General features: G+C 63.5%; 12 protein-coding genes. 5 read left to right on the top strand and 7 right to left on the bottom strand.

The window, feature by feature from the left end:
• Nucleotides 1-46 precede the first annotated feature (46 nt).
• The 3 genes from AAFF32_RS16115 to AAFF32_RS16105 all read left to right on the top strand — a co-directional run bounded on the left by AAFF32_RS16115 (nt 47) and on the right by AAFF32_RS16105 (nt 14,246).
• Nucleotides 47-10,327, top strand: a complete 10,281-nt coding sequence (locus AAFF32_RS16115) for a hemagglutinin repeat-containing protein (RefSeq protein WP_342315751.1) — start codon at nt 47-49, stop codon at nt 10,325-10,327.
• Between the two features lie 500 nt (nt 10,328-10,827).
• Nucleotides 10,828-11,406, top strand: coding sequence for a hypothetical protein (locus tag AAFF32_RS16110; RefSeq protein ID WP_342315750.1), 579 nt, complete (start codon nt 10,828-10,830; stop codon nt 11,404-11,406).
• Between the two features lie 224 nt (nt 11,407-11,630).
• Nucleotides 11,631-14,246, top strand: a complete 2,616-nt coding sequence (locus AAFF32_RS16105) for an autotransporter outer membrane beta-barrel domain-containing protein (RefSeq protein WP_342315749.1) — start codon at nt 11,631-11,633, stop codon at nt 14,244-14,246.
• On the opposite strand, the gene AAFF32_RS16100 is transcribed toward AAFF32_RS16105, so the two are convergent.
• Together AAFF32_RS16100 and AAFF32_RS16095 are read right to left on the bottom strand one after the other, a co-directional pair.
• Nucleotides 14,175-14,438 (bottom strand): hypothetical protein, encoded by a 264-nt coding sequence (locus AAFF32_RS16100; RefSeq protein WP_342315748.1) that lies wholly within the window; start codon nt 14,436-14,438, stop codon nt 14,175-14,177. The two genes, AAFF32_RS16105 and AAFF32_RS16100, sit on opposite strands and share 72 nt — an antisense overlap.
• A gap of 282 nt (nt 14,439-14,720) precedes the next feature.
• The gene (locus tag AAFF32_RS16095; RefSeq protein WP_342315747.1) at nt 14,721-15,017 is read right to left on the bottom strand and encodes a hypothetical protein; all 297 of its coding nucleotides are present in this window, start codon (nt 15,015-15,017) and stop codon (nt 14,721-14,723) included.
• Nucleotides 15,018-15,159: 142 nt separating this feature from the next.
• On the opposite strand from AAFF32_RS16095, the gene AAFF32_RS16090 reads away from it, so the two are divergent.
• Nucleotides 15,160-15,504, top strand: coding sequence for a DUF6572 domain-containing protein (locus AAFF32_RS16090; protein WP_342315746.1), 345 nt, complete (start codon nt 15,160-15,162; stop codon nt 15,502-15,504).
• Nucleotides 15,505-15,677: 173 nt separating this feature from the next.
• Entirely contained in the window at nt 15,678-18,440 is a 2,763-nt protein-coding gene (locus tag AAFF32_RS16085; RefSeq protein ID WP_342315745.1) for a UvrD-helicase domain-containing protein, read from the top strand.
• A 1,311-nt stretch (nt 18,441-19,751) separates the two neighbouring features.
• Here the strand turns inward: AAFF32_RS16085 and AAFF32_RS16080 are convergent.
• The 5 genes from AAFF32_RS16080 to AAFF32_RS16060 all read right to left on the bottom strand — a co-directional run bounded on the left by AAFF32_RS16080 (nt 19,752) and on the right by AAFF32_RS16060 (nt 22,338).
• Nucleotides 19,752-20,060: a hypothetical protein gene (locus AAFF32_RS16080; RefSeq protein ID WP_342315744.1), complete on the bottom strand. Its 309-nt coding sequence runs from the start codon at nt 20,058-20,060 to the stop codon at nt 19,752-19,754.
• Between the two features lie 305 nt (nt 20,061-20,365).
• The gene (locus tag AAFF32_RS16075; RefSeq protein WP_342315743.1) at nt 20,366-20,932 is read right to left on the bottom strand and encodes a hypothetical protein; all 567 of its coding nucleotides are present in this window, start codon (nt 20,930-20,932) and stop codon (nt 20,366-20,368) included.
• Nucleotides 20,933-20,948: 16 nt separating this feature from the next.
• Nucleotides 20,949-21,242: a hypothetical protein gene (locus AAFF32_RS16070; protein WP_342315742.1), complete on the bottom strand. Its 294-nt coding sequence runs from the start codon at nt 21,240-21,242 to the stop codon at nt 20,949-20,951.
• 24 nt (nt 21,243-21,266) lie between these two features.
• Nucleotides 21,267-22,106 carry a hypothetical protein gene (locus tag AAFF32_RS16065; protein ID WP_342315741.1) on the bottom strand — a complete coding sequence of 280 codons (840 nt, stop codon included), beginning with the start codon at nt 22,104-22,106 and terminating at the stop codon, nt 21,267-21,269.
• Entirely contained in the window at nt 22,096-22,338 is a 243-nt protein-coding gene (locus AAFF32_RS16060) for a hypothetical protein (protein WP_342315740.1), read from the bottom strand. Before AAFF32_RS16060 ends, AAFF32_RS16065 begins: the two co-directional genes overlap by 11 nt.
• Between the last annotated feature and the right edge of the window lie 40 nt (nt 22,339-22,378).

Genomic DNA, 22,378 nt, shown 5'->3' with positions numbered 1-22,378 from the left:
CCATGAAGCACCGCAAGAAGAACGCACAAGAAAAGGACAGCACGCCGTGAACCGCATCTATCGACTGGTTTTCAACCGTGAACTCGGCCTGGTACAGGTGACCAGCGAGCTGGTGACGTCGCCACAGGGCGGAACCGATCGCGGTGGCGGTGTGCGCACGGCGGTGTTGCCGGCCCTGCGGTTCGCGATGTACGTCGCCTTGGGCTTCGTGACCACGTTACCGGCCTTCGCACAGGCGGTGCAGGGCCAGATCGTCGGCGATCCCAGTGCGCCGGGTAACCAGCGCCCGCAGGTGCTGGAGGCGCCGAACGGAACGCCCTTGGTCAATATCACCACGCCGAGTGCGGCCGGTGTCTCAAGGAATCAATACAGCCGTTTCGATGTCGGCCCGGAAAACGCCATCCTCAACAACTCCCGCGAGAATACGCAGACGCAGGTCGGCGGCTGGGTCCAGGGCAACCCGTGGCTCGCGACCGGTGAGGCGCGGGTCATCCTCAACGAGGTCAACTCGGCCAACCCGAGCCACCTCAACGGTTACGTCGAGGTGGCCGGGCGCCGCGCCGAGGTGATCATTGCCAATCCCGCCGGCATCCAGGTGGCGGGCGGTGGTTTTATCAATTCAGACCGTGTGACGCTGACGACCGGTCGGCCGATCCTTAACAACGGCGCGTTGGACGGCTACCGGGTTGAAGGCAGTGGTGTCCTTCAGGTCGACGGCGCCGGACTGGATACCAGCGGTGCCGACTACACCGATCTGATCGCGCGATCGGTGCAGCTTAATGCCGGCGTGTGGGCCAACCGGCTCAAGGTCACGACAGGCGCCAACACGGTCAGTGCCGATCATACCCAGATCACGGCAATCGAAGGTGCCAGCGGCGCCGCCCCGCAGTTCACGATCGATGTCAGTGCCTTGGGCGGTATGTATGCCCATCACATCGCCTTGGTCGCCACGGAAAACGGCGTGGGCGTGCGCAACGCCGGTACGATCGGCGCGCAGACCGGTGAGTTGACGGTCACCGTCGATGGCCGCATCGAGAACACCGGCGCGCTGCAATCGCAGACCAACACGACCATCGCCGCCAGTGGCGGCGCGGCCAACGCCGGCACGATCAGTGCCGGGCGCGAGCTGACCATCACCACACCGGTGGATGTCGACAACGGCGGCGGCACGCTCAATGCGCGCCGCGTCGAGGTCAATGCGCAATCGCTACAGAATCGCGATGGTGCGATCCAACAAGCCGGGTTGCAGGCGCTGGCGTTGAACGCCGGCACGCTGACCAACCGCGACGCCGGTCGGATCGGCGTGGCCGCCCCCATTGCCGACGGCGGTGGCGGAGGCTCCGCCGGCGGCAGCGAGAGCGGCTCGGATCCGAATTCCGGCAGCGGTAGCGGCGGCCAGGACGGCGGCGGCAGCACAGGAGGCGGCACGCTGCCGCTGCCGGAGCCACTGGCCGACGGTGTACTGAACATCGCGGGGGTGCTGAACAATGACGGCGGCCGCATCGAGGCCAGTGGCGTGGACTTGGCCGCAAGTGGTGGCCTGAACAACGACGGCGGTCACCTCGGCCTGCGCGACCTGCGCGTCGATGGCGGCCACTTGGGCAATGCCGGTGGCGAGCTGACCATTGGCGGCATGGCCGCGCTCCGGGTCGAGTCGCTCAACAACGACGCCGGTCGCCTCAACGTGGGCGGCCCGCTGACGCTGGACGCCCAGACGGTGTTCAACCGTGCTGGCACGCTCTCGCACAGCGGCACCGACGCCACGGCACTGAATGTTGCGGGGACATTGGATAACTCCGACGGCACGATCGCCAGCAATGCGTCGAGCCTGACCCTCAATACCGGATCGTTCGTCAACGAACGCGGTCAACTGCAGCACGCCGGCGCGAACGGCCTGCAGATCCATACCGGCACGCTGTCCGGTGCGGGCGGCACGATCGCCACCGCCGGTGCGGTGAACCTGGCTGCCGGTCAGGTCGATCATCGCGGCGCGACGCTGAGCGCGACGCAGGTAACGCTCACCGCCGACAACTTCGACAGCCGCGGCGGCCACATCATCGCCAGCGGCGAGGCGGGCAACACCCTCAACGTGCACGGCACGCTCGATAACGGCGACGCCGGCACGATCGAAAGCAACGGTGACCTGGCGATCACGGCCACCACCTTCGGCAATGCCGGTGGCACGGTGCGCCAGGTGGGCGCCGGCGCGCTCGCGATCAATGCGGACACGTTGAACGGTGCTGGCGGTACGCTGGCCAGCAATGGCGCCTTGAGCATCGCCGGCGACGCGACGGATCTGCGCAATGGCACCACGTTGGCACAGCGCATCGCCATCGACACCGGTACGCTGACCACCGCCGGCGGTTCGCTGACGGCCACGAGTGCCGACGCGCTGGATTTGCGTGTGCGTGGCCTGCACGACAACACGGCCGGCACGATCGCGACCAAAGGCGCCTTGAACCTCGAAGCGGGTGCGCTGACCAACACGGGCGGTTCGCTCAGCAGTGCCAGCACGGATGCCTCGCGCGTGGCCGTTGCCGGCGCCTTGGACAACACGCGCGGCACGGTGGGTGTCTCGGGCGACCTGACGGTGACGACCGACACGCTGGTCAACCGCGACACCCTCAGCACCGATCCCGATGCGCCCGCGAAGGGCATCTTCGGCGACAGCGTGACGGTCGCGTCCCGCACCGTGGACAACGCGAACGGCCAGCTGGCCGCGAACGACACGCTGACGCTGACGGCGCAGGCGCTAGACAACACCGGCGGCGCAGTGACCGCGGTGAATGGGCTTGGTCTCGATGTCGTCACCCTCGATGGTACGAATGGCACGCTCGCGACGGACGGCACGCTCACGTTGACCGGCGAGACCACGAACCTGCGCGGCGGCACGACACAGGCTTCGAGGATCGCCATCGAGACCGGCTCGCTGACCACGGCGGGTGGCACGCTCAGTGCGACCGGCACCGACACGCTGGATCTGCGTGTGCGCGGCGCGCTGGACAACGCGGCGGGCACGATCGCGACCAACGGCGCACTGCAGCTCGACGCCGCCACGCTGACCAACACCGACGGCGTGGTGAGCGCGGCCGGCGAGGCGTCGTCGCGGGTGGTGGTGGCGCAAACGCTCGACAACACGCGCGGCACGATCGCCACGGGCGGTGTGCTGGACGTGACGGCGGACCGGCTCGTCAACCGCGACACGCTGGTCACCGATCCGAACGCCGCGCCCAAGGGCATTCTGGCCCAGCAGGTGAGCCTCACCGCGCGGCAGCTGGACAATGGCCATGGCCAAATCGGTGCCAACGGCGCGGTGCAGGCGACTGCGGACACCGTGGACAACTGGGGCGGCCTGATCAGTGCCGGTGACACCGTGGGGTTTGCGGTGACGCAGGCCCTGGACAACCGCGGCGGCACGGTCGTGGCCACGAACCAGGCCACGGTCCGGGCGGGTACCGTGCTCAACGGCGAGAACGGCGCGATCGTCTCCACCGAGGGAGATCTCCAGCTCAGTGCCGACGGCCTGCTCGACAACACGGGCGGTACGTTGCAGGGCAAGGGCGATGTCACGCTCGACAGCACGGGACTCACGAATGCGGGCGGGGTGGTCGTCGGCGCGAACACCACGATCGACACGCGCCAGCAGGCGCTGGACAACACCGGCGGCACGATCGCCGCCACGGCCAGCACGCTGGCCATCGACAGTGGCGCGCTGAACAACGACACCGGCCTGCTGCAAGCGGTGGGCGATCTGCGCATCGACACCCACGGCCAGACGCTGACCAACACCAACGCGGGTGACAGCGGCGGCATCATCGGCGGTGGCTCGGCCACGCTGATGACCGGCGACCTCGACAACCGTGCCGGCGTCATTTCCAGCACCGGCGACCTGGCAGCGCACGCCGCCGCCATCGACAACAGCGGCGGTTACCTGGGCGGCGATAACGTCGAACTCACCGGCACTGCGTTGCGCAATGCCGACGGTACCTTGCAGGCCGGCACGAATCTGACGGCGGCGTTGTCGGGCGATGTGGACAACACGCGCGGCCTGGTGGTCACCGGTGGCACCCTGGACCTGACCGCGGCGTCGATCGTCAACCGCGACACCCTCAGCGCCGATCCGAATGTCGTGCTCGGCCTGCAGGGCGAGTCGGTGACGCTGAACGCCCACCGGATCGACAACACCGCCGGCGTGATTGCCGCCGATACGCACATCGGCGTGACCGGCAATACGCTCGACAACACGACCGGCCTGGTCTCGTCGTCCGGCAGCATCGGCGTCGCCGTCGATCAGCTCACCAACACCGCCGGCACGCTGCTGTCTGGCACGAACCAGACGATTACCGCCAATGGGATGACGGGCGACGGCACCGTGCTGTCGCAGGGCGATCTGACCATTGCGCTGCAACAGGACTACCTCCACACCGGCGAGATCACCGCCAACGGCCAGGCCGACGTCAGCACCGCTGGCACGTTGACCAACCGCAGCGTAATCCAGGCCGGTGACCTCACCGTCCGCGGAGCGAATGTCGACAACACCGTCGACGGCACGATCAGCGGTGGCCGCACCCACGTGGTGGCCAACGGCGAGGTCAGCAACCGCGGCCTGATCGACGGCGGCGAGACGCGTCTGGATGCAAGCCGGGTCACCAACTCCGGCACCGGCCGCATCTACGGCGATCACGTCGCCATCGGCGCGAGAACGCTGACCAATCAGGAAGAAATCGTCGGTGGCGTCACGACCGCCGCGACCATCGCCAGCCGCGCCGATCTGGACATCGGCGTCACCGACCTGGTCAACCGCGAGCACGCCAGCCTGATCGCGATGGGCGATGCGCGCATCGGCGGCGCGCTGGACGGGAACGGAGTCGCGACCGGCCAGGCGCAGCGGGTGACCAACAGCTCGGCCACGATCGAGGTCGCCGGCGACCTGACGCTGGCCACGGCCGGGTTCTGGAACCTCAACGCCCATTACGTCGATACCGTTGTGCCGATAGGCAGCGAATCGCTCGTCGACATCTACATCAACGACCACACCGACAACAGCGAAGTGCCGCCGGAGCTGTTCGGCCGCACCTTCTCGATGGACGATTTCGAGATGGTGTACTTCGGCGGCTGGCACACCGCCGGCTTCCTGCTCGGCCGGGACGGCACGGAAGTGGCCGGGCTGAAGGTGTTCGCGTGGACCGAAACGCGGTACGACCGGAGCACGGAAGAATCGCAGGTGGTGTCGAGCGACCCGGGCAAGGTCTCGGTGGGCGGCAACCTGCACCTGGACGGCGGCGAGTTCGTCAACGACAAGAGCCAGATCCTGGTCGGCGGCGCGATCACCGGGGCGATCGGCGCGCTGCGCAACGTCGCGGCCGAGGGTCAGCGCACGGTGACCGACACCGGTGCGAAGCGGTTCACCTATGACCTGGGATCGGGCTCGAACAAGCGCCGCATCTGGGAGGATCAGGGGCCCTACCAGCAGCAGGTCAACAGCACGATTACGCTGCCGGTCGCGGAGGTGAAGCAGAACCTGGGCGGCATCGATCCGAGCGGCAACGGTGCGGGCGAGCGCAGCACCGGCACCGTGGGCGGCGCGGCGAGCGGCGCGGCTGGCACGTCCAGTGGCGCGGGCAATCGTCAGGTGACGGAAGTCGGGCAGACCGTGGCCGTCATCAGCGACACGCCTGAGGCGGCCAATAACCAGGACGTGCCACAAGGGGAGGTGGTGACCGACGGCATGACGGTCGATGCCGGCGACAAGGCGCTTTCGTTCCTACCGGCGACGGTGCGCACGATCGGAGCCGACACCCACTGGCCCGACAGCAGCCTGTTCCGATCCGCCCCGGGCGCCAGCGGCTACCTGATCGAAACCGATCCGGCCTTTGCCAACTACCGCAACTGGCTGTCCTCGGACTACCTGCTGGGCCTGTTGGGCCAGGATCCGGCGAACATGCACAAGCGCCTGGGCGACGGCTACTACGAGCAGCGCCTGGTGCGCGAGCAGATTGGGCAGCTGACCGGTCGCCGTTTCCTCGATGGCTACGCTTCGGACGAAGCGCAGTACCGCGCCCTGTTGGACAACGGCGCCACGTTCGCGCAGAAGTGGAACCTGCGCCCGGGTGTTGCCCTGACCGCCGAACAGATGGCGCAGCTGACCAGCGACATCGTGTGGCTGGTCGAGCAAACGGTGACGCTGCCGGACGGCACCTCCGCCACCGCCCTGGTGCCGCAGGTGTACGTTCGGGTCAAGCCGGGCGATTTGAGCGGCAATGGCACGCTGATCTCGGCCGATACGATCGACCTCGACCTGAAGGGCGATCTGGTCAATTCCGGCACCATCGCCGGTCGCACGGCGGTGCAGCTGACCGGCGAGAACCTGCGCAATCTGGGCGGGCGCATCACCGGCGACACGGTCGCGCTGCATGCCCGCACCGATCTGGACAACATCGGCGGCGTGATCGACGCAAACCGAGCCCTTGTGGCAACGGCCGGCCGCGACGTGAATGTCGTGAGCACGACGAACTCGTGGTCCACGCAGATCGGCGCCAACAGTTACAGCAACACCACCATCGACCGCGTGGCCGGACTGTACGTCACCAACCCGGGCGGCACGCTGCTGGTGGCGGCCGGACGCGATACCAACCTGACCGCGGCGCAGGTGGTCAACGCCGGTGCCAGTGGGCAGACCGCCGTGGTCGCCGGCCGCAACGTCAACCTGAACACCGTCACCGTGGGTGAGCAGAACAACAGCGCGGCCGACGCCGACAACTACGTGCGCCACGGTTATACCCAGGAGGTGGGCACCACCATCCACGCGTCGGGCGATGCCCTGCTGCAGGCCGGCGGCGACATCAACGCCCGGGCCGCGACGGTCACCAGCGACCATGGCGCGGTGACCGCCGTCGCCGAAGGCAATGTGAACATCACGCATGGCGTGGCGACCGCGAACCGCAGCGAAAGCCACAAGTCCACGAGCGACCACACCTTTGGCAGCAGCACGACGCTGCAGAGCAACAGCGTGGACGAGACGTTCGTCCAGGGCAGCACCTTCAGCGGCAAGACCGTCGGCATCCAGGGGCAGAACATCACCGTCACCGGCAGCAACGTGGTGTCCGATGCCGGCACAACGCTGATCGCGAAGGAAAACCTCACGGTGGAGGCGGGGCACGACACGCGCAGCGAGAGCCGCTTCCACCAGAAGGACGAAAGCGGTGTGTTCAGCGATGGCGGCGCCAGTATCACCGCCGGCAAGCGCAGCACGACGACCGAATCGAACGAGGTCAGCACGTACGCGGTGGGCAGCATGGTCGGCAGCCTGGGCGGCGACACCACCCTGGTGGCGAAGGACGGTGCCCTGCACATCCAAGGCTCAACCGTCTCGTCGCCAGAAGGCAACGTCACTCTGCTCGGCAAGTCGGTGAACATCGAGGAGGACTACAGCACCTCCACCACGCAGGAGAAGACCAAATTCAAGCAGAGCGGCGTGACCGTCGCCGTCTCCGCCCCGGCGCTGGATGCCGCGACCGGTGCTTACGAGTCGTCCCGCACCATGGGTGAGAGCAAGGACGGTCGCGTCAACGCCATGGCCGCGGCTAATACGGCCTATAACGCCTACCAGGCCGCGGGTGCGGCGAAGGACGTGGTGCAGAACGGTGGCACGGCGGCCAGCGCATCCATCACCTACGGTGAGCAGCAGTCCGAAAGCGAGACCAACGCGACCAGTCGCGAAGTGGTCGGCAGCAACATCAACGGCAAGAACGTCGCCATCGTCGCCACGGGGGCGGGGGAAGACTCGACCATCCGCATCTCCGGTTCGGACGTCTATGGCCGCGACAGCACACTGCTGGATGCCGAGGGCAACATCGACATCGTCGCGGCCCAGAACACTTACGAGCTGCACAGCACCAACAGTTCCAGCGGGTGGAACGCGGGTGTGGCAGTGTCGTATGGCAAGGATGGGTTCGCCGCGGGCGTGACGGCGGGTGGCAACGTCGGCAAGGGCCACAGCGACGGCACCACGGTCACCCACACCAACTCGCACGTCGGCAGCGGCGGCACGACGACGGTCAACAGTGGCGGTACGTTGACCCTGAGCGGCGGCCAGCTCACCGGTGAGCGCGTCGATGTGGACGTGAAGAACCTGGTCATCGAGAGCCTGCAGGACACGCAGACCTATGACAGCAAGCAGATGGACGCCAGCGCCCAGGTGACCGTGGGTTACGGTGCCTCGGTCAGTGCCAGCTACAACCAGTCGAAGGTCAACTCGGACTATGCCAGCGTCAACGAGCAGAGCGGCATCCTGGCCGGCGACCGTGGCTACAGTGTCAACGTGAAGGACAAGACCGAGCTGAAGGGCGGCATCATCACCAGTACCGAGGCGGCCGAAGCGGCAGGTCGCAACAGCTTCAGCACCGGCACGCTGCAGATCGCCGACATCGAAAACCACGCCGACTACGAGGGCGAGGCGTTCGGCCTGAGCGGCTCGGCCGGCGTCAACGGCAGCGGTGAGCGCGGCGAGCACCAGATGGCGATGGGCTCGCAGGATGGCAAGGCCGGCGGCACCACCGCCAGCAAATCGGTCGGCTTTGGTCAGGACGACGACCACCAGCGCAGTACCACCCACAGCGGCATCAATACGAAGAACATCACCATCACGGACGCAGCCGGTCAGGCCGCCACGGGCAAGACCGTGGACCAGATCAAGGCCGAGGTTGCCACGGCGACGACCACCGACACAGTGGCGACGAACAGCGGTGCGCTAGTGAATCGTTTCGACGCCGCCGAAGTGCAGAAGGAACTGGACCTGCAGGTGCAGGTCACACAGTCGTTCGACCGCACCCAGCAGGGCGTGCGCAGCGAGATCAACGCCTCCATTGACGACGCCCGGAAGCGCAAGGAGGCTGCGGTGGCTGCTCTCAGCGACAAGGAGAATCCCCCCACGAAGGAGCAGGTGGCGGCGTTGACGATGGAGGGCATCGATGCCCAGAAGGACATCGAGCGGCTGCAGAAGGTCAACGTGTTGGTCAACATGATAGGAGCCAGCCTGGCCAGTCCCGCCGATGGTGTGGGTGGCATCGCTACTGCCACGCTGGCGCCTGGAGCGTCCTACCTGATCGGCCAGGAATTCAAGAAGAACGCCGCCAGGAACGACGTGGATAACGGTAATCGGCCCGAGGAAGGAAGCGCCACGCACCTGCTGACCCACGCGCTGCTCGGCGCCGTAGTGGTGGGATCTGGCGGAGACAGCGCCCTAATTGGTGGACTGGCGGCGGCGGGTGCCGAGGCTGCGGCGCCCGCACTCGCCAAGTACCTGTATGGAAAGGAGGCGAAGGATCTGACGGCAGACGAGAAGGAAACCATCAGCGCGATTGTCGGCGTCGGTGGTGCGGCGCTGGGATCGCTGCGCAACGACGTCAGCACGATGATCAACGCCGCCTCGGCGGCGCAGAACGCGGCGAACAACAATTGGGGAGAGGTCGGGCATTACTCGACCATGGCGACGGTGCTGTATCTGGCGGGGTTCTCGGAGCAGGATGCGAAGGCAATTGCATTGGCCGCGTGGTCACCGGACACCGACAAGCGAAATGCCATCACGCTAGAAAATGTTCTTCTTGGCATGCTTCCGTCAGGACATCAGCAGTCCGAACATCTTCTCGACGGAGAGACTGATCCTGCGAAGATCGCAGCCAAGCAAGAGCAGCTCACCAATCAGGTTCAAGCTATTTTGACTGTGTTGAAGCAATATGAGAATGATCCAGTGGCGAAAGCAGGGATCCTTTCTGATTCGAGGATTCAAACGATCCTGCATGCGTTCGGTGATTCGTTCGCACACGTCACTGACGGGAAGCACTATCCAAGCGGTGCTGGTCATTTGTTGGACTGGACTCATCCAGATGAGCCAGATCGAAATCCCGTAGCCTACGCGAACTACACGAAGGCACTTTATTCAGCCGCAACGACAGCATCCGGCGAGCGAAATGACGGAAATGTTGATGCGCTAGCAAACGCTGTGTCTGCCATGGCAACTGGCGAAGAGCAAAAGGCCGCGCTAGCAAACGCCGTACGACGTGCGGGTGGAAATGATGCAGGTGGGCTGGTGAACTCACCAGTAAACGGTTGTGAGTCTTTGGACTATTGCGGGAGGAGAACGCCTGGCAACACTGCAAACCCAACGCTCCGCGAAATATACGGCGTCCATCAGGGGGCGTCCGGAAGGTTGGAAATGATCCCGATCAGATCCCCCGTAAGTGGTTCCATTGACTCCGTCTCCAAAAAGATACTCGGACAGCCGACTATTCCGATGAAACCCCAAGTGCCGGCAAGTGGAGGTCGCTGAGATGAAGAAACGACTTTATCTGTCCCTTTGGGTGGCGTGCGGACTCTTTTGGTTTGCCATCATCCTGCTGAACACGTTTACGAATCCATTCACAGCCTCTGGCTGGCACAGAAGCGTTTTGGGCGGCATTCACTCGGTTAATGAGTTCTTGTTTGTACCGACCCTACTTATAACGCTGGTCCTGACGCTCGTCTTCCTTTGGCGTCTCATTAGTTTCTTTCCACTTTCCAAACGAGAGACCTACATAACCTTGGGTGCGCTAGGAATGTTCATGTACAACGTTGCTCAGTGGAGCACCTCATAAGCTGCCTCGAAATCGCTGACTTCGATCCGATGCATACGAAGCATGCATGAATCGAAAGGGATTTCGGTACTACGAGGAGGGTGATCCGAGGTGCGGTGAAGGTCTACGCAGCCGAGCGGAGGCTCTCGGGTGCGGTATCAGGTGCGGCCATCCGGGCGGTGGTGTCGTTCCGCTTCTTTTTTCGAATGGAGTGCTTATGCGATTCACCACTTTTATTGGCGTCGTCTTGATGAATTTTGCTTGCGGAAGCCATGCAGCGTCCAATCCAGCCAAACCAGATGGCGAGAGCCGAATCCGCATCTTCGGCCAGAACGGAGCCATTGCGCAGCTCCATGCAGGCAAGGCGTGCATCAAGGGTCATGGTGAGCGGGTCTCCGGAAGCTTGGGCAGCGCATTTGGTTCGCTTTTTGGCGCAGTGTCTAATGTGTCGCTCGGTATGCCGGACACCGAGTCGACCCGTAATCTGTCGCAGATGAATGGCATTGCATCGAAGGCATATTTTCGCGAGTACGCCATTCCGGCGGGCATCCCCACGAGCTTGCGCCTGGGCTATCAGGATGTTTCGTCGTTCTACACCGTAGGCAACGTCAGGTACTCCGGCCCCAGCGCCTCATGCAGTGGCGCAATTTCGTTCACACCGGAAGCAGGACGCGACTACGAAGTCGGCTTTTCGTGGCAGGGCCGGGCCTGTCAGCTCTCGGTCAATCAGCTGGTGGATGAAGGCGGTACGACGCGCCTGGAACCCGTGCCGGTTCAATCGGCTCCCAAGTGCTGACAACCCACGCTGGCGTCTGGACATGGCCTGGCGCTGATGCCACGTGCGCGTATGTTCGTACGGAAATGGTGCGCTGACGTTAGCTGCAAGCAAATTTCCATCGACCTAGAGATCGCTCTGACGTTGCGTTGGCGCCGTGATTCAGGTCGTGTGGACTCGATACTTTTCTCACTTCCTTGGATCGAGGTGAGGCTGGCCCATTTTTTTGAAACAGGAAGATAAGCATGAACCACAAGGAGTTCTCGTGCGGTACTTTGGCGTTGGCGATCGGTGCGGCATTGGCTGGTAGCCTATTGAGTTCAAGCGCGCACGCAGCGCAGCTGATTGTCACGGATGGCACTACCCAGACGGCTTCGGGTGCCTATGACACCGGCACGGCGTATGGTGGAACCGTTTCGTCATCCGGAACCGCTTTGGGAGCTGAAGGTACTAACAGCATCATTCAAGGCTCAGGTGTGACTGCGACTACGGGTGGTCCGTCAGCAAATGCCGTCATTGCCAACCGCGGTGGTCGAGTTTCCCTTTCTGATTCGACGCTATCGTCGTCGAGTGGCCTGACCGTGGTGTCCGGAAATCAAGGTCTGGTCGAACTGTCGGGTTCACGTGTCGATGGGTGGGGCGTCAAGGCTGAATATGGTGGAGCGGTCACCTTGCGCAACGGAACGACCGTCGCTGCAGGCTCCAACAATGCGTTGCTCTCTGACGGCAGTGGCAGCTTGATTGACGTGGATGATGCAACGGTAAGTGGCCGCGCAGGCGCTACCGCGAAGGGCGGTCGGATCAACATTGCAAACTCACAGATTCAGGGTGCTTATGTGGGTATCCATGCCGATTACGCGGGCGAAGTTCACTTGGATCAAACTTCGGTCGCATCAAATGGACGGGGAATCGAGGTCCATGGGGCTACGCTTGTGGCAACAGATTCCAAGATCAAGGCTGGAGGTCTCGAGCAAGGAGTCGAAGTTAGTATCGGTGGAACTCTGGAGCTGGCCCGAACCACGGTTGAGGCAGCAGGTAATGCCCTTAGCATGGGTACTGGGGTCAAGATTACGGGTCGCACTACGCTCAATCGGGCGACTGTTTCGGGCGGTAGCTTGGCTTCTTCGGGACACGCAGCCGTCCTGGCAATGGCCGATACTAACGAGTTGCATCTGCGCGACGGCGTAAAGTTGAGTGGCGGCAATAACGAGTTGATCTACGTCGGCATCAACCCCGAACCGATTACGTTATCCGTGACAACGGATCAGGTGGATCTGGTCGGTGATCTGCGGGCAAGCTCCGGCTCTCTGAATCTTGCGCTCGCGAATCGTTCGACCCTTACGGGCAAGATCACCAATGGCGACGCCGTGTCGCTGGACTCTTCCAGTGCATGGACCGTCACGGGTTACTCCGATGTCAATTCACTGACCTCGGCAGGCGCGATTGCCTTCGCTACACCCATCGGGCGAGGTTTCAAGTCCATTACGGTCGACGGCGACTACGCCAGTAGTGGCGGCACATTGACGCTCAACACCGAACTGGGCGATGACAATTCACAAACCGATAGGCTGGTTGTGAAGGGCGCCACCTCTGGCGATACCGCGGTCACGGTCAACAACGTAGGCGGCGCCGGTGCGCAGACTGTCAACGGCATCCAGGTAGTACGGGTAGACGGCGCATCCAATGGCACGTTCGCGCTGAACGGCCGTGCGGTGGGCGGTGCTTACGAATACCTGCTGCACAAGGGCGGCGTTGTCGATCCGAACGACGGCGACTGGTATCTGCGTTCGCAAGCGACCACCGTTCCAGTTCCGACACCCGATCCGCAACCCGTGCCCACTCCAGGTCCGCAGCCAACGCCCGCACCAAGTCCGCAGCCAGCGCCGAACGCTGATCCGACTGCGGTACCGCTTTACCGCCCGGAAACCGGAGCCTATCTGGCCAACCAAGCTGCCGCCGTTGGCATGTTCCAGCACGTCATGCATGACCGCATGGGCGAACCGACCTTTGCCCATGGTGGCGACGACCGCGCTGCGGCCGGCTGGGTGCGCGTGGTGCGTAACCAGATGGACGGCCAGGCTGGCTTCGACCAGCTCAATGTCGGCACCGACACCTCCGTGGTCCAACTCGGTGGCGAAATGGCCCTGTGGACCGGCGATAGCCGTTTCCATCTCGGCCTGATGGGCGGTACCGGCCGCGCCGACACGCATGTCGACTCCAACGCCCGCGGTGTTGATGCCCGCGCCAAGGGCAAGGTCAAGGGCTACAACCTGGGCATGTACGGCACCTGGTTCGCCACTGCCAGCGCGCCGGCCGGGCTGTATGTCGACGGTTGGCTGCAGTACGGTCGCTACGACCACAGTGTGTTGGGTGACTACTTGGATGAAGAGCGTTACGACGCCACGAGTTGGGCTGCCTCGCTGGAGGCGGGTTATGCGTTCGCGTTGTCGCAGGGTGGCAAGACCGATCTGTACATCGAGCCGCAGGTGCAGGCGATCTTTACTGATTACTCGGCGCAGACGCACCGTGAGCGCAACGGCACCGTGGTCGAGGACATACAAGCCGGTGGCCTGACAAGCCGTCTGGGTGTGCGGTTCTACGGCCATGCCAGTAGCGACGCGGGCAACCTCGTGCAGCCGTTCGTCAGCGTCAACTGGTGGCACGACAGTGACAAGAACGTCATGGCCTTCGACGGCACTACGCTAATTCTGGATCTGCCGCGTGACCGCTACGAGCTGAAGTTGGGCGCGCAGGCGCAGCTCGGCGGCGGATGGACCGGCTGGGGCCAGTTAGGCTTGCAGGCCGGTGCCGACGGCTACCGCGATGTCGGTGGTCAGGTGGGTGTGAACTACCGCTGGTAGTACGCGGGGGCGTTTTGTGTGTTCGTCAGTCCGCATCTCTCTTGAAGTGGGATGCGGACTGAGACACGCCCGTTGTTCGTCCCATTGCACCGGCGGATTGATCGCCAGGTCGTGCAGCCGCCCCGCCTCCGGTAGCGTGTCGTCGAGGATGGCCGCGACGAGGTCCGGCGCCAGCAGGGTCAGGTTGAGCATGGCGCCTGACGTAACTGCGGTCTTCGCCTTCGCGTACGGCGATGTCGAGGATGGCGGCGGCCTCGCCGGTTTCCAGCATCCGCAGCCACAGGTGTGCCCGCGCCAGTGCCAGCTGAAGGGACGTCGCCTGGCGCGTAGTCGACTCGTTCGCCGGGTTCGGCGCCATCTGGCGGCGCTGGCTGCGCCGGGTCAGGGTAATGGGCACCGACAGGGGCAGGCCGCCGTCAGCCAGCACCGCAGGACCGGCGGTCTGCAACGTGGCCCGGCTCATGCGGCGTGCCGCTATGCGGTGGGGCGGAACTCAGCGGCCAGACCCCCGCAGACCACACGGGCGCAAGCGCAGGTCCAGGCTGTCGGACTGACAACGACCCGTTCGATTAGCAACCGCACTAGCCGCTGCTGCTCGGCCGGAAACAGCTGCGCCCAGATTTGGTCGACCTGCGTCATCGCCACGGTGATCTGGGCCTCGTCGAGCGTCGGATCGCGTGCCATCGCTTCGAGCAAAGATGGCAATATTGTTTTGCCGTGAATGTAAGGCATCCGAAATGGCGCCACTGACGAGGAATCAGCGCGCTGCATTTCCTGAGATCTAGTCGAGTGGCGCTACCATCGTCGGCAAGGGAAAGCCTGGATTTGCTGGGGGCACAGCAATTCCTCCAACCAAGGTTGAAATTGTTCGTCCACCTAAGCCGAAAGGCGAGCCAAAATCTGATTAAGCGATATGTCAATTCTAGAAAGTGACAAGGTGGACATGATCGGCAGTCCGCTGACTGATGCGGGGATTGTCGTTCTGGGAATAGCAGATCACTTGCCGTGGGAAAGTGGCGAGGATGAGCAGCACTTGCTTCTCCTGCAGGAAAAGATCAATCGCTATCTGGCCTTTATCGAGAGCGGGGAGATGGTTGTGGCTTTCCCCGCTGCGGTGGGGAAAAAAGCCACTAATTCAGCTGCTAGCGAAATACGAGCTGGGCGGGATTGCGAAAGAGTTTGTTGCAGCTGCCTCCGCGGTCATTTCAGAAGCAGGATTTGGTTTCGAAGTAAAAGTCTCGCCATAGGTGCTGATTGAATGAGACAGTTCCTCACTGGTTCGCCACCTTGGTCGGACTCAGTGACCGATGGGCTCTGCAGTGGTCTCGGATCGATCAACTCCAGATCACGACGGCCGACCGCCAATACACGCTCCCAGCGCTGGATCTGACGGTCGCTGTTGAACGGGGCTGGTGCTTCCCCTGTGTCCGCTTGTTCGAGCGCGGTGAGGCGCGCACGGTGTTGCGCGGCTTGCGCCATGCCGATGCCGCCGTTTTGGTGGAACAGATCGAACAGCGACGCCAGGCAGCGCTGGCGCGATTGCGGCGGGAACTGCAGGAACACCTACAAACACTGGAGCCGTTGTGGAGTGCGCTGCGGAAGGAACTTAATCCGCCGCGCTACCTGGCGGCGCGGGATCGGGAACGAATCAGCGAGCGACTGCGTCCGCACACCGACCGCGTTGCCGATGCCCGGGAACGGCTGAAGTCACCCCACGTCGATCGCTTCGAAGAAGCGGCCCGCCTGCGTGTGTTTATCGAGCCGCTGTCAACCATCGCGCGGTTGCCCGCGCAGGTGTTGGAGAAGCACAACAGCCGCTTTGTCGATAACGAGTGGCGGCGCTGGCAGCCGTTCTTCGCGCAATGCGAGGAACGGCCGCTGACCGAGGAGCAGGGCAAGGCTGCGATCACGCTGGAGGAGAACACCCTGCTCGTGGCCGCGGCGGGATCGGGCAAGACCTCGACCCTCGTCGGCAAGGTCGCCTACTTGCTGGCCAAGGGCTTGGCCGCACCGGACGAAATTCTGTGCCTGGCTTTCAACGAGAAGGCGGCGAAGGAGATCGGTCAGCGCATGGTCCAGCGCCTGACGGCAATGACGGCGCCCGAGTGCCCAATCGATGCGGATATCAAACACCGCTTCGCGCAATGGTTGAGTCAGGGCGCGACGATCGAGTCGCGCACATTTCATTCGCTCGGTCTGGACGTCATCCGGCAGCATGAGGGACGAAGGCCGCCCGTGTCGAAGGAGCAGGACAACCGCCAGCGTCTGCGCCGAGCCATCGAACGCTGCCAACGCGACCCGACCTTCGCCGGGAAGTGGTGGCTGCTACAGGCGGTGCTGCGCTTCCCGCAGCCGGCCGAATCGCGTTTCAACAGCGAAGCCGAGTACCTCGAATACCTGCGCGGGATCTGGCAGCAACGCGGGCAGCGGGACGGCATTCTCACGCTGGGTTGCGCCAAGCCGGTGCGCTCGTTTGAAGAAGTCGCCATCGCGAACTGGCTATACCTGATGGGCGTAGAGTTCGAGTACGAGACCCCTTTCCCAGAGGGCGCGGCTCTGCTTGGTCCGGATGCGACATGGCTTCCGGACTTCACCTATCGCATTCGCGCCGGCGCGGGCGAAGTCCGCATCGTCCACGAGCACTTTGCGCTCAACGCCGACGGGCACGCGCCGAGCTTCTTCAACGATCCGCAGGGCTATGCGGAGCAGGCCAAAGTCAAGCAGGCGGCCCTGTCGAAGCTGGATGCCCGCCATTTCTGGACGACCAGTGCGCAATACCGCAATGGCATCTTGTTCGCGAAGCTCGCCCAGTGCCTGCACGAGTTGGGCGTCGAGTTCCGGGCGCGTCCCGCCAGCGAAGTCGAGGCCCGTCTAAAGCAGATTGGTATATCCGTCGATGACGACATCGTGGGGCGGGCGGTCTCGCAGGTCCGCCTGAACGGCTGGGACCGCGCCACGCTGGAAGCGCGGCTGGTCCGCCAACCGGAGCCGGCACGGGCACGCTTGTTCCTCGATGTGGCGTGGCCGGTTGCCGAGGCCGTGAACGAGTTGCTGCGGGAAGATCGCCAGATCGACTACGACGAGATGATTCGTCGCGCCTTGGCCTACCTGAAAGAGCCGGAGGCGGCGCGTCCATACCGCTTCATCCTGGTCGATGAGTTTCAGGACACGGCACCGGGACGGGGCGAGATGGTGCGAACGCTTCTGGCGAACCGGCCCGATAGCCATCTGTTTGCCGTCGGAGACGACTGGCAGGCGATCAACCGCTTCGCCGGTTCGGACCTGATCTTGTTCAACCAGTTCGGCCCGGCGTTCAACCGCCGCGCGGGCGGTGATCGGCGTTGCGACTTGACCCAGACGTTCCGCACCAACCAGGGCATTGCCGACATCACCCGACAGTTCGTGCTGAAGAACCCCACCCAACTGGTGAAGGATGTGCGCGCACAGGATCAAGCCCGAATGGGTGTCATCGATGTGCGCAGCTACAGCGCGGACGCTGACCTCGTGCCAATGGTCGAGGACACGCTTCTGCAGTGGGTTGAACGTCATCCGGTGGGCGACAAACCAGCGGTGTTTGTCTTGGGTCGTTATGGCGAAAAGCGGATCGCGGGTCTGGGCAGTGACCAGGTCGACGCGCTCAACGCCCGTTGGGGCGATCGCCTGACGTTGATCACGCGGAACAAGCGCGCGACGCTATATCACACGATGCACAGTGCCAAGGGATTGCAGGCGGACTACGTGCTGGTCGTAGGGCTATATCGGGTCGAGCACGATTTCTTCTGTTTCCCCAGCGAGCGCGAGGACGATCCACTGCTGGAGATGGTGCTGCCGGCGAAGGAGGGCGTGACGGACGCAGAGGAGCGGCGCTTGTTCTATGTCGCACTGACGCGCGCCAAGCGGCAGGCGGTGTTGTTGACCCAGAGCAAGTACCCCTCTCCGTATGCGATTGAGCTGCTGCGCGAGCACCGTGACGGATCGGTGCTGTTTAACGGCAGCCAGGAGCTGCCACCGGAGTGCCCGCATTGCGAACAAGGCGTAGTGCTGGTCCGTTACAACCCGAAGACTGAGCGCACGTTCCATGCGTGCAGCAATCGGTACGGCTGCGGTAAGGCATGGTCGACATGGCCGCCCCGGCCCGATACTTCCGGCCTTTCTCGTCGTCGGGCCCGCACCGGCGTTGGCTTACGGCGTTAGGGATGAGGCCGGACCGTTTAGGAGAACTGTGCGCTGCGGCTGCTACGAAAGGCGGGGTGTGCCTGTCAACCGAATATCGTGGCCTCAAGGCCAAGTACCGTTATCGCTGCGCGCATGGACACGAATGGGAGTCCAGCGCCAGTAACACGCTCTACAACGACCGTTGGTGTCCTCGCTGTGGCGACGCACGAACGGCGGAAGCCAAGCGGCAGCGTGCGGCTGAGCGGCATCGGGCAACCGGCGCGTTGCGTCTGCAGCGGCTTCAAGCGGCGGCGGTCGCCAACGGGGGTGAATGCCTGTCCGCGGAGTACCGCGGTTACACCATCGCCTACCGCTTTCGATGTGCGCAGGGGCACGAGTGGAACACCCAAATGCAGAATGTCCTGACGCAAGGTCGTTGGTGCCAACGGTGCGCGACCGAGCGTCGGGTTACGGCGCAGCTGGGGTATTCGAGCACAACCAATCTAGAAGCGGGGCGGCTTAGAGAGCTGCGTGCGATAGCGGCGGCGAAGGGTGGGGTGTGCCTTTCCGACACCTACCGCGGCGTTAACACCAGGTACCGGTTCCGCTGCCGGCGGGGACACGAGTGGGAAGTCTTAGGACGGGACGTGCTACGCGGTCGTTGGTGCAAATCCTGCCATCAAGAAGGCCGGCGTCTGGGCATAGAGCCGATGCGTCGGTTGGCCGAGTCTCGCGGTGGCCGCTGTTTGTCGGAGATCTATGTGTCTAACGCGGACCACCTGCAGTGGCAGTGCCATCGGGGACACGTCTGGTCGACGGCGCCTAGCATCGTGCTGCAAGGCCACTGGTGCCCTCACTGCAAGTGGCAGGATCAGACGATGAATCCGGCTCACCGTCGGCGGTACGAGTCAGGATAAGCCGACGAGCCGCTCGTAAGCGGTTGGGATGCTATTCGAGATGCCCTGCACCTCCAGGCGCTGTTCGCCGCGCTGGAAGGTGCCGATCCAAGTCTGCCGTGAGTTCATGATGGACTACCGGCATCTGCGAGCCTTACGAAGGCCGAGGCATTAGCACTCCGTGGCAGCGTTGACGATCCGCAAGTCGTGGAGCGTCGTAACAGATCGGAGCATTCTTGCCTGAACAAGCCATCCGCGCGCGGCGGACATGATCGCAAAAGCCGGCGCGGGCACGACGATGGACATTGCCCGCCCCAAGGGGCGAGGATGAGAATTCGCCTCGCCGCCGGACAAGGGTGATTCTAGTTCGTTCTGTCCAACGGAGGGTGCTTTGGCGCCGGAAAGGAAAACGGCCCCAAAAGTGGGGCCGTCTCGTTACGGGTGTAAATGACAGTTAGGCCGCATCACGGAGCTGGGAATCGCCGATTTCGCTCAAGGCGAGGTCGAGCTTGGCGTTGGCCAAGGATGCGAGCCGGCTGATCGCATCGAAGGCATGGCCGGCATCGTCCGTAGCGCTACTCATATCGCTGTCCAGCGCATGCTTCGCCAGCCTCGCGATGGCGATGATCTGCATGTTGATTCCGTTGTGATCTTCAAGCATGGCTTCTAGTACAACGTCGAAGCCGGAGAATACGTTGAGGCCGGAATTGGCGGCGGGGTCGGCGACGGGTCGTATGGTGTTCTGGATGGGCTTCTTGGTCATGCGATGATCCCCTGTGAGTGATGAAAATGGTGGCAGCCGCTGCGCGGCAGAAGAATCGCCTGCAGTGGCACTTGAGGTACCAATTCGGCGCGAACAAGTGTGGGGGGCTGCTTCCTGCAAAGTCCCGCAATTTCTCTTCGAATTAATTGCGGGACATTGCGGTTCATTTCTGGTAAGGGCTGTATTTGTCCTGATCTGGGCGGCGGTAGAAATCTGTTGGCGAACCTGCTGGCATGCGCCACCAGCTTCGGTCAGCGCCGCCGGGAGCTGCCATGCGTCTGCATGCGAGCCTTGGCATGCCCCCCTCAGTTCTCATCACGCGGGTCAAGCAGGCCGCGCTCCGTCAGAACCGCCTGCTGCCGCTCGCGCGCCGCTGCCATGAGTACGAAGAACTTGTCGGCGGTCGCTGTGAGCGTCTCTGCTGGCGTCTCGTCCTCCAGAACCACCTTGTCCCGCCACTTCAGCGGCTGGCGGTTCTTCAGCCAGAAGATCTGCGCGGTCACGTTCGCCGCGAGCTGCTTCACCGTCTTCTTGGTGATGACGTTCCCCTCGGCATCCATTTCTTCCTTTACCTCGGTGACCGTGCCACCGCCGAGCGCCGAGTGATACAGGGACGTGGCGACGCCGATGTCAGCGCCATTCTTGCCAGCCTTTAGGGACTCCGAAAATTCCGGATGCTCCTTCTTCCACAGGTGCAATGTGGATTCGGCCACGCCGAAGAAGTCGCCCATTTCCTTGTCCGTCATACCGAGCAGGGCTAGCTTTCGGGCCTGGTCGGCGTAAGTGGGCTGGTACTTGGTCGGGCGACCGGCTCCGGCCTTGCGCGGCGGGTTGGCGGGCTTTCTGCGGGGCGGCTTCTTTTTGGTGGTCATTGCTATCACAGGGTACTCAGTGGCGAGTAACAGGGCGGTTCGGGAACAGGTGCTCGACAACCTCTTGAACCTCGCCTTGATCACGCTCCATGGCGAGCCGGATAGCCGCGCGGTCAGACTCAATCTGAGCCATCGCGTCCTTGTGAGGCGCTGGGATCGAATACCCGAGTCGGACAAGGTGAAGGAACGTCGTGTCGCCGATACGCTCGGCGGTACCGAGGAGCCTGAATCGGGCGACCGCCAACTCTTCGTGGAGCAACGCAAGTGCCTGCACAACTTCAGGGGATGGCAAAGTGGCTTCACAGGTCATTCGGTATCTCCTAGATTCCAATCTCTACAGCGACCCGATGCGCTTCCAGTCCTGACGGTCCAGCGCGGCCAGCGTGCAGAGGGTCATCGGCACCAGCAGCTCAACAAATCGGCCGCTGCTATCGACAGGGGAATCGATCGGCTGGCCAATCGACTCGATCACCAGCGGCGAGTAGGTCTTGCCTTTGTAGGTCATGCCGATCTTCGTCGGCGCCTTCGACGGCGCCAGCACGTCGGTCATGGAGGTCGGTCCGCCCACGGCGTAGTCCACCGCACGAGACAGGATCGGCCCCATTTCGCTCAACTTCTCCGGGAGCGCCCACGACATCAGCTGGTTGAAGGGGGCTTCCACTTCTTTCACAGGATTGGACCATGCCCGGAACAACGCGGTGACCTGAAACTTGATCGGCGGCATGCCCGAAAACACCTGCGTGGAGTTCAGACGGGTAATGCCCGTACGGCCCTCCAGGCCACGCGCGCCGCTACGCACGCTGGCGGACACGCGGCCCATCAGGCTGTCTGCATAGCCTTCAACCCCCGTGGCTTTCTGCAGGGCCTTACCGGCGGCGTCGAATGCGTCCAGCACGGGGGTAATCGCCCCAGACTGCAGCATGGCCATGAGCGCGGGCATGCTCGCCTCGGGCCCCGAGTTCTCAAACGGGCTTTGCCAGTTGAGTGTCGCCTCAAGGTTCGAGTCGGTGAGCGGCGCGACTACGATGGTGCCATCGTCCGCCAGCCACTCGCCGCCGGCGTCCTGCCGGTACACCTCGTAGAATTTCGCCAACAGGTGCGGCGACAGGCCGTCCCACTTCGAAGACAGGGTTTTGGCAGTGGTTCCGCCGGCGATATTCAGCTCAAGCGCCATGAACATCTCCGCTGGCCCGGTTCGGCACGGGCCGGCTCGTGGCATAGGCAAGGATGACTTCCGCAGCACGGACCCGATCTGCCTCCGGTGCCTGTTCGCTATTGGCTACATCAACAAGCACCTTGAGGCAGTCATGGGAGTGCCGCGACGCCAACACGCGGACGCCCCGGATGCCCTTCGGCCTGCCGTTGTTGCCGCGATTGTGGTTGTTGTTCTCGAGCTGAGGATTCATCGGAGTTCTCAGTAGATGGTGATCGGGCCTCAATGAGCGA

It is taken from the genome of Lysobacter sp. FW306-1B-D06B (genome assembly GCF_038446665.1).
In the GTDB taxonomy this organism is placed as follows: Bacteria; Pseudomonadota; Gammaproteobacteria; order Xanthomonadales; family Xanthomonadaceae; genus Lysobacter_J.
Note: the sequence above shows the minus strand (reverse complement) of the source record. Positions and strands in the feature narration are given on the sequence as shown.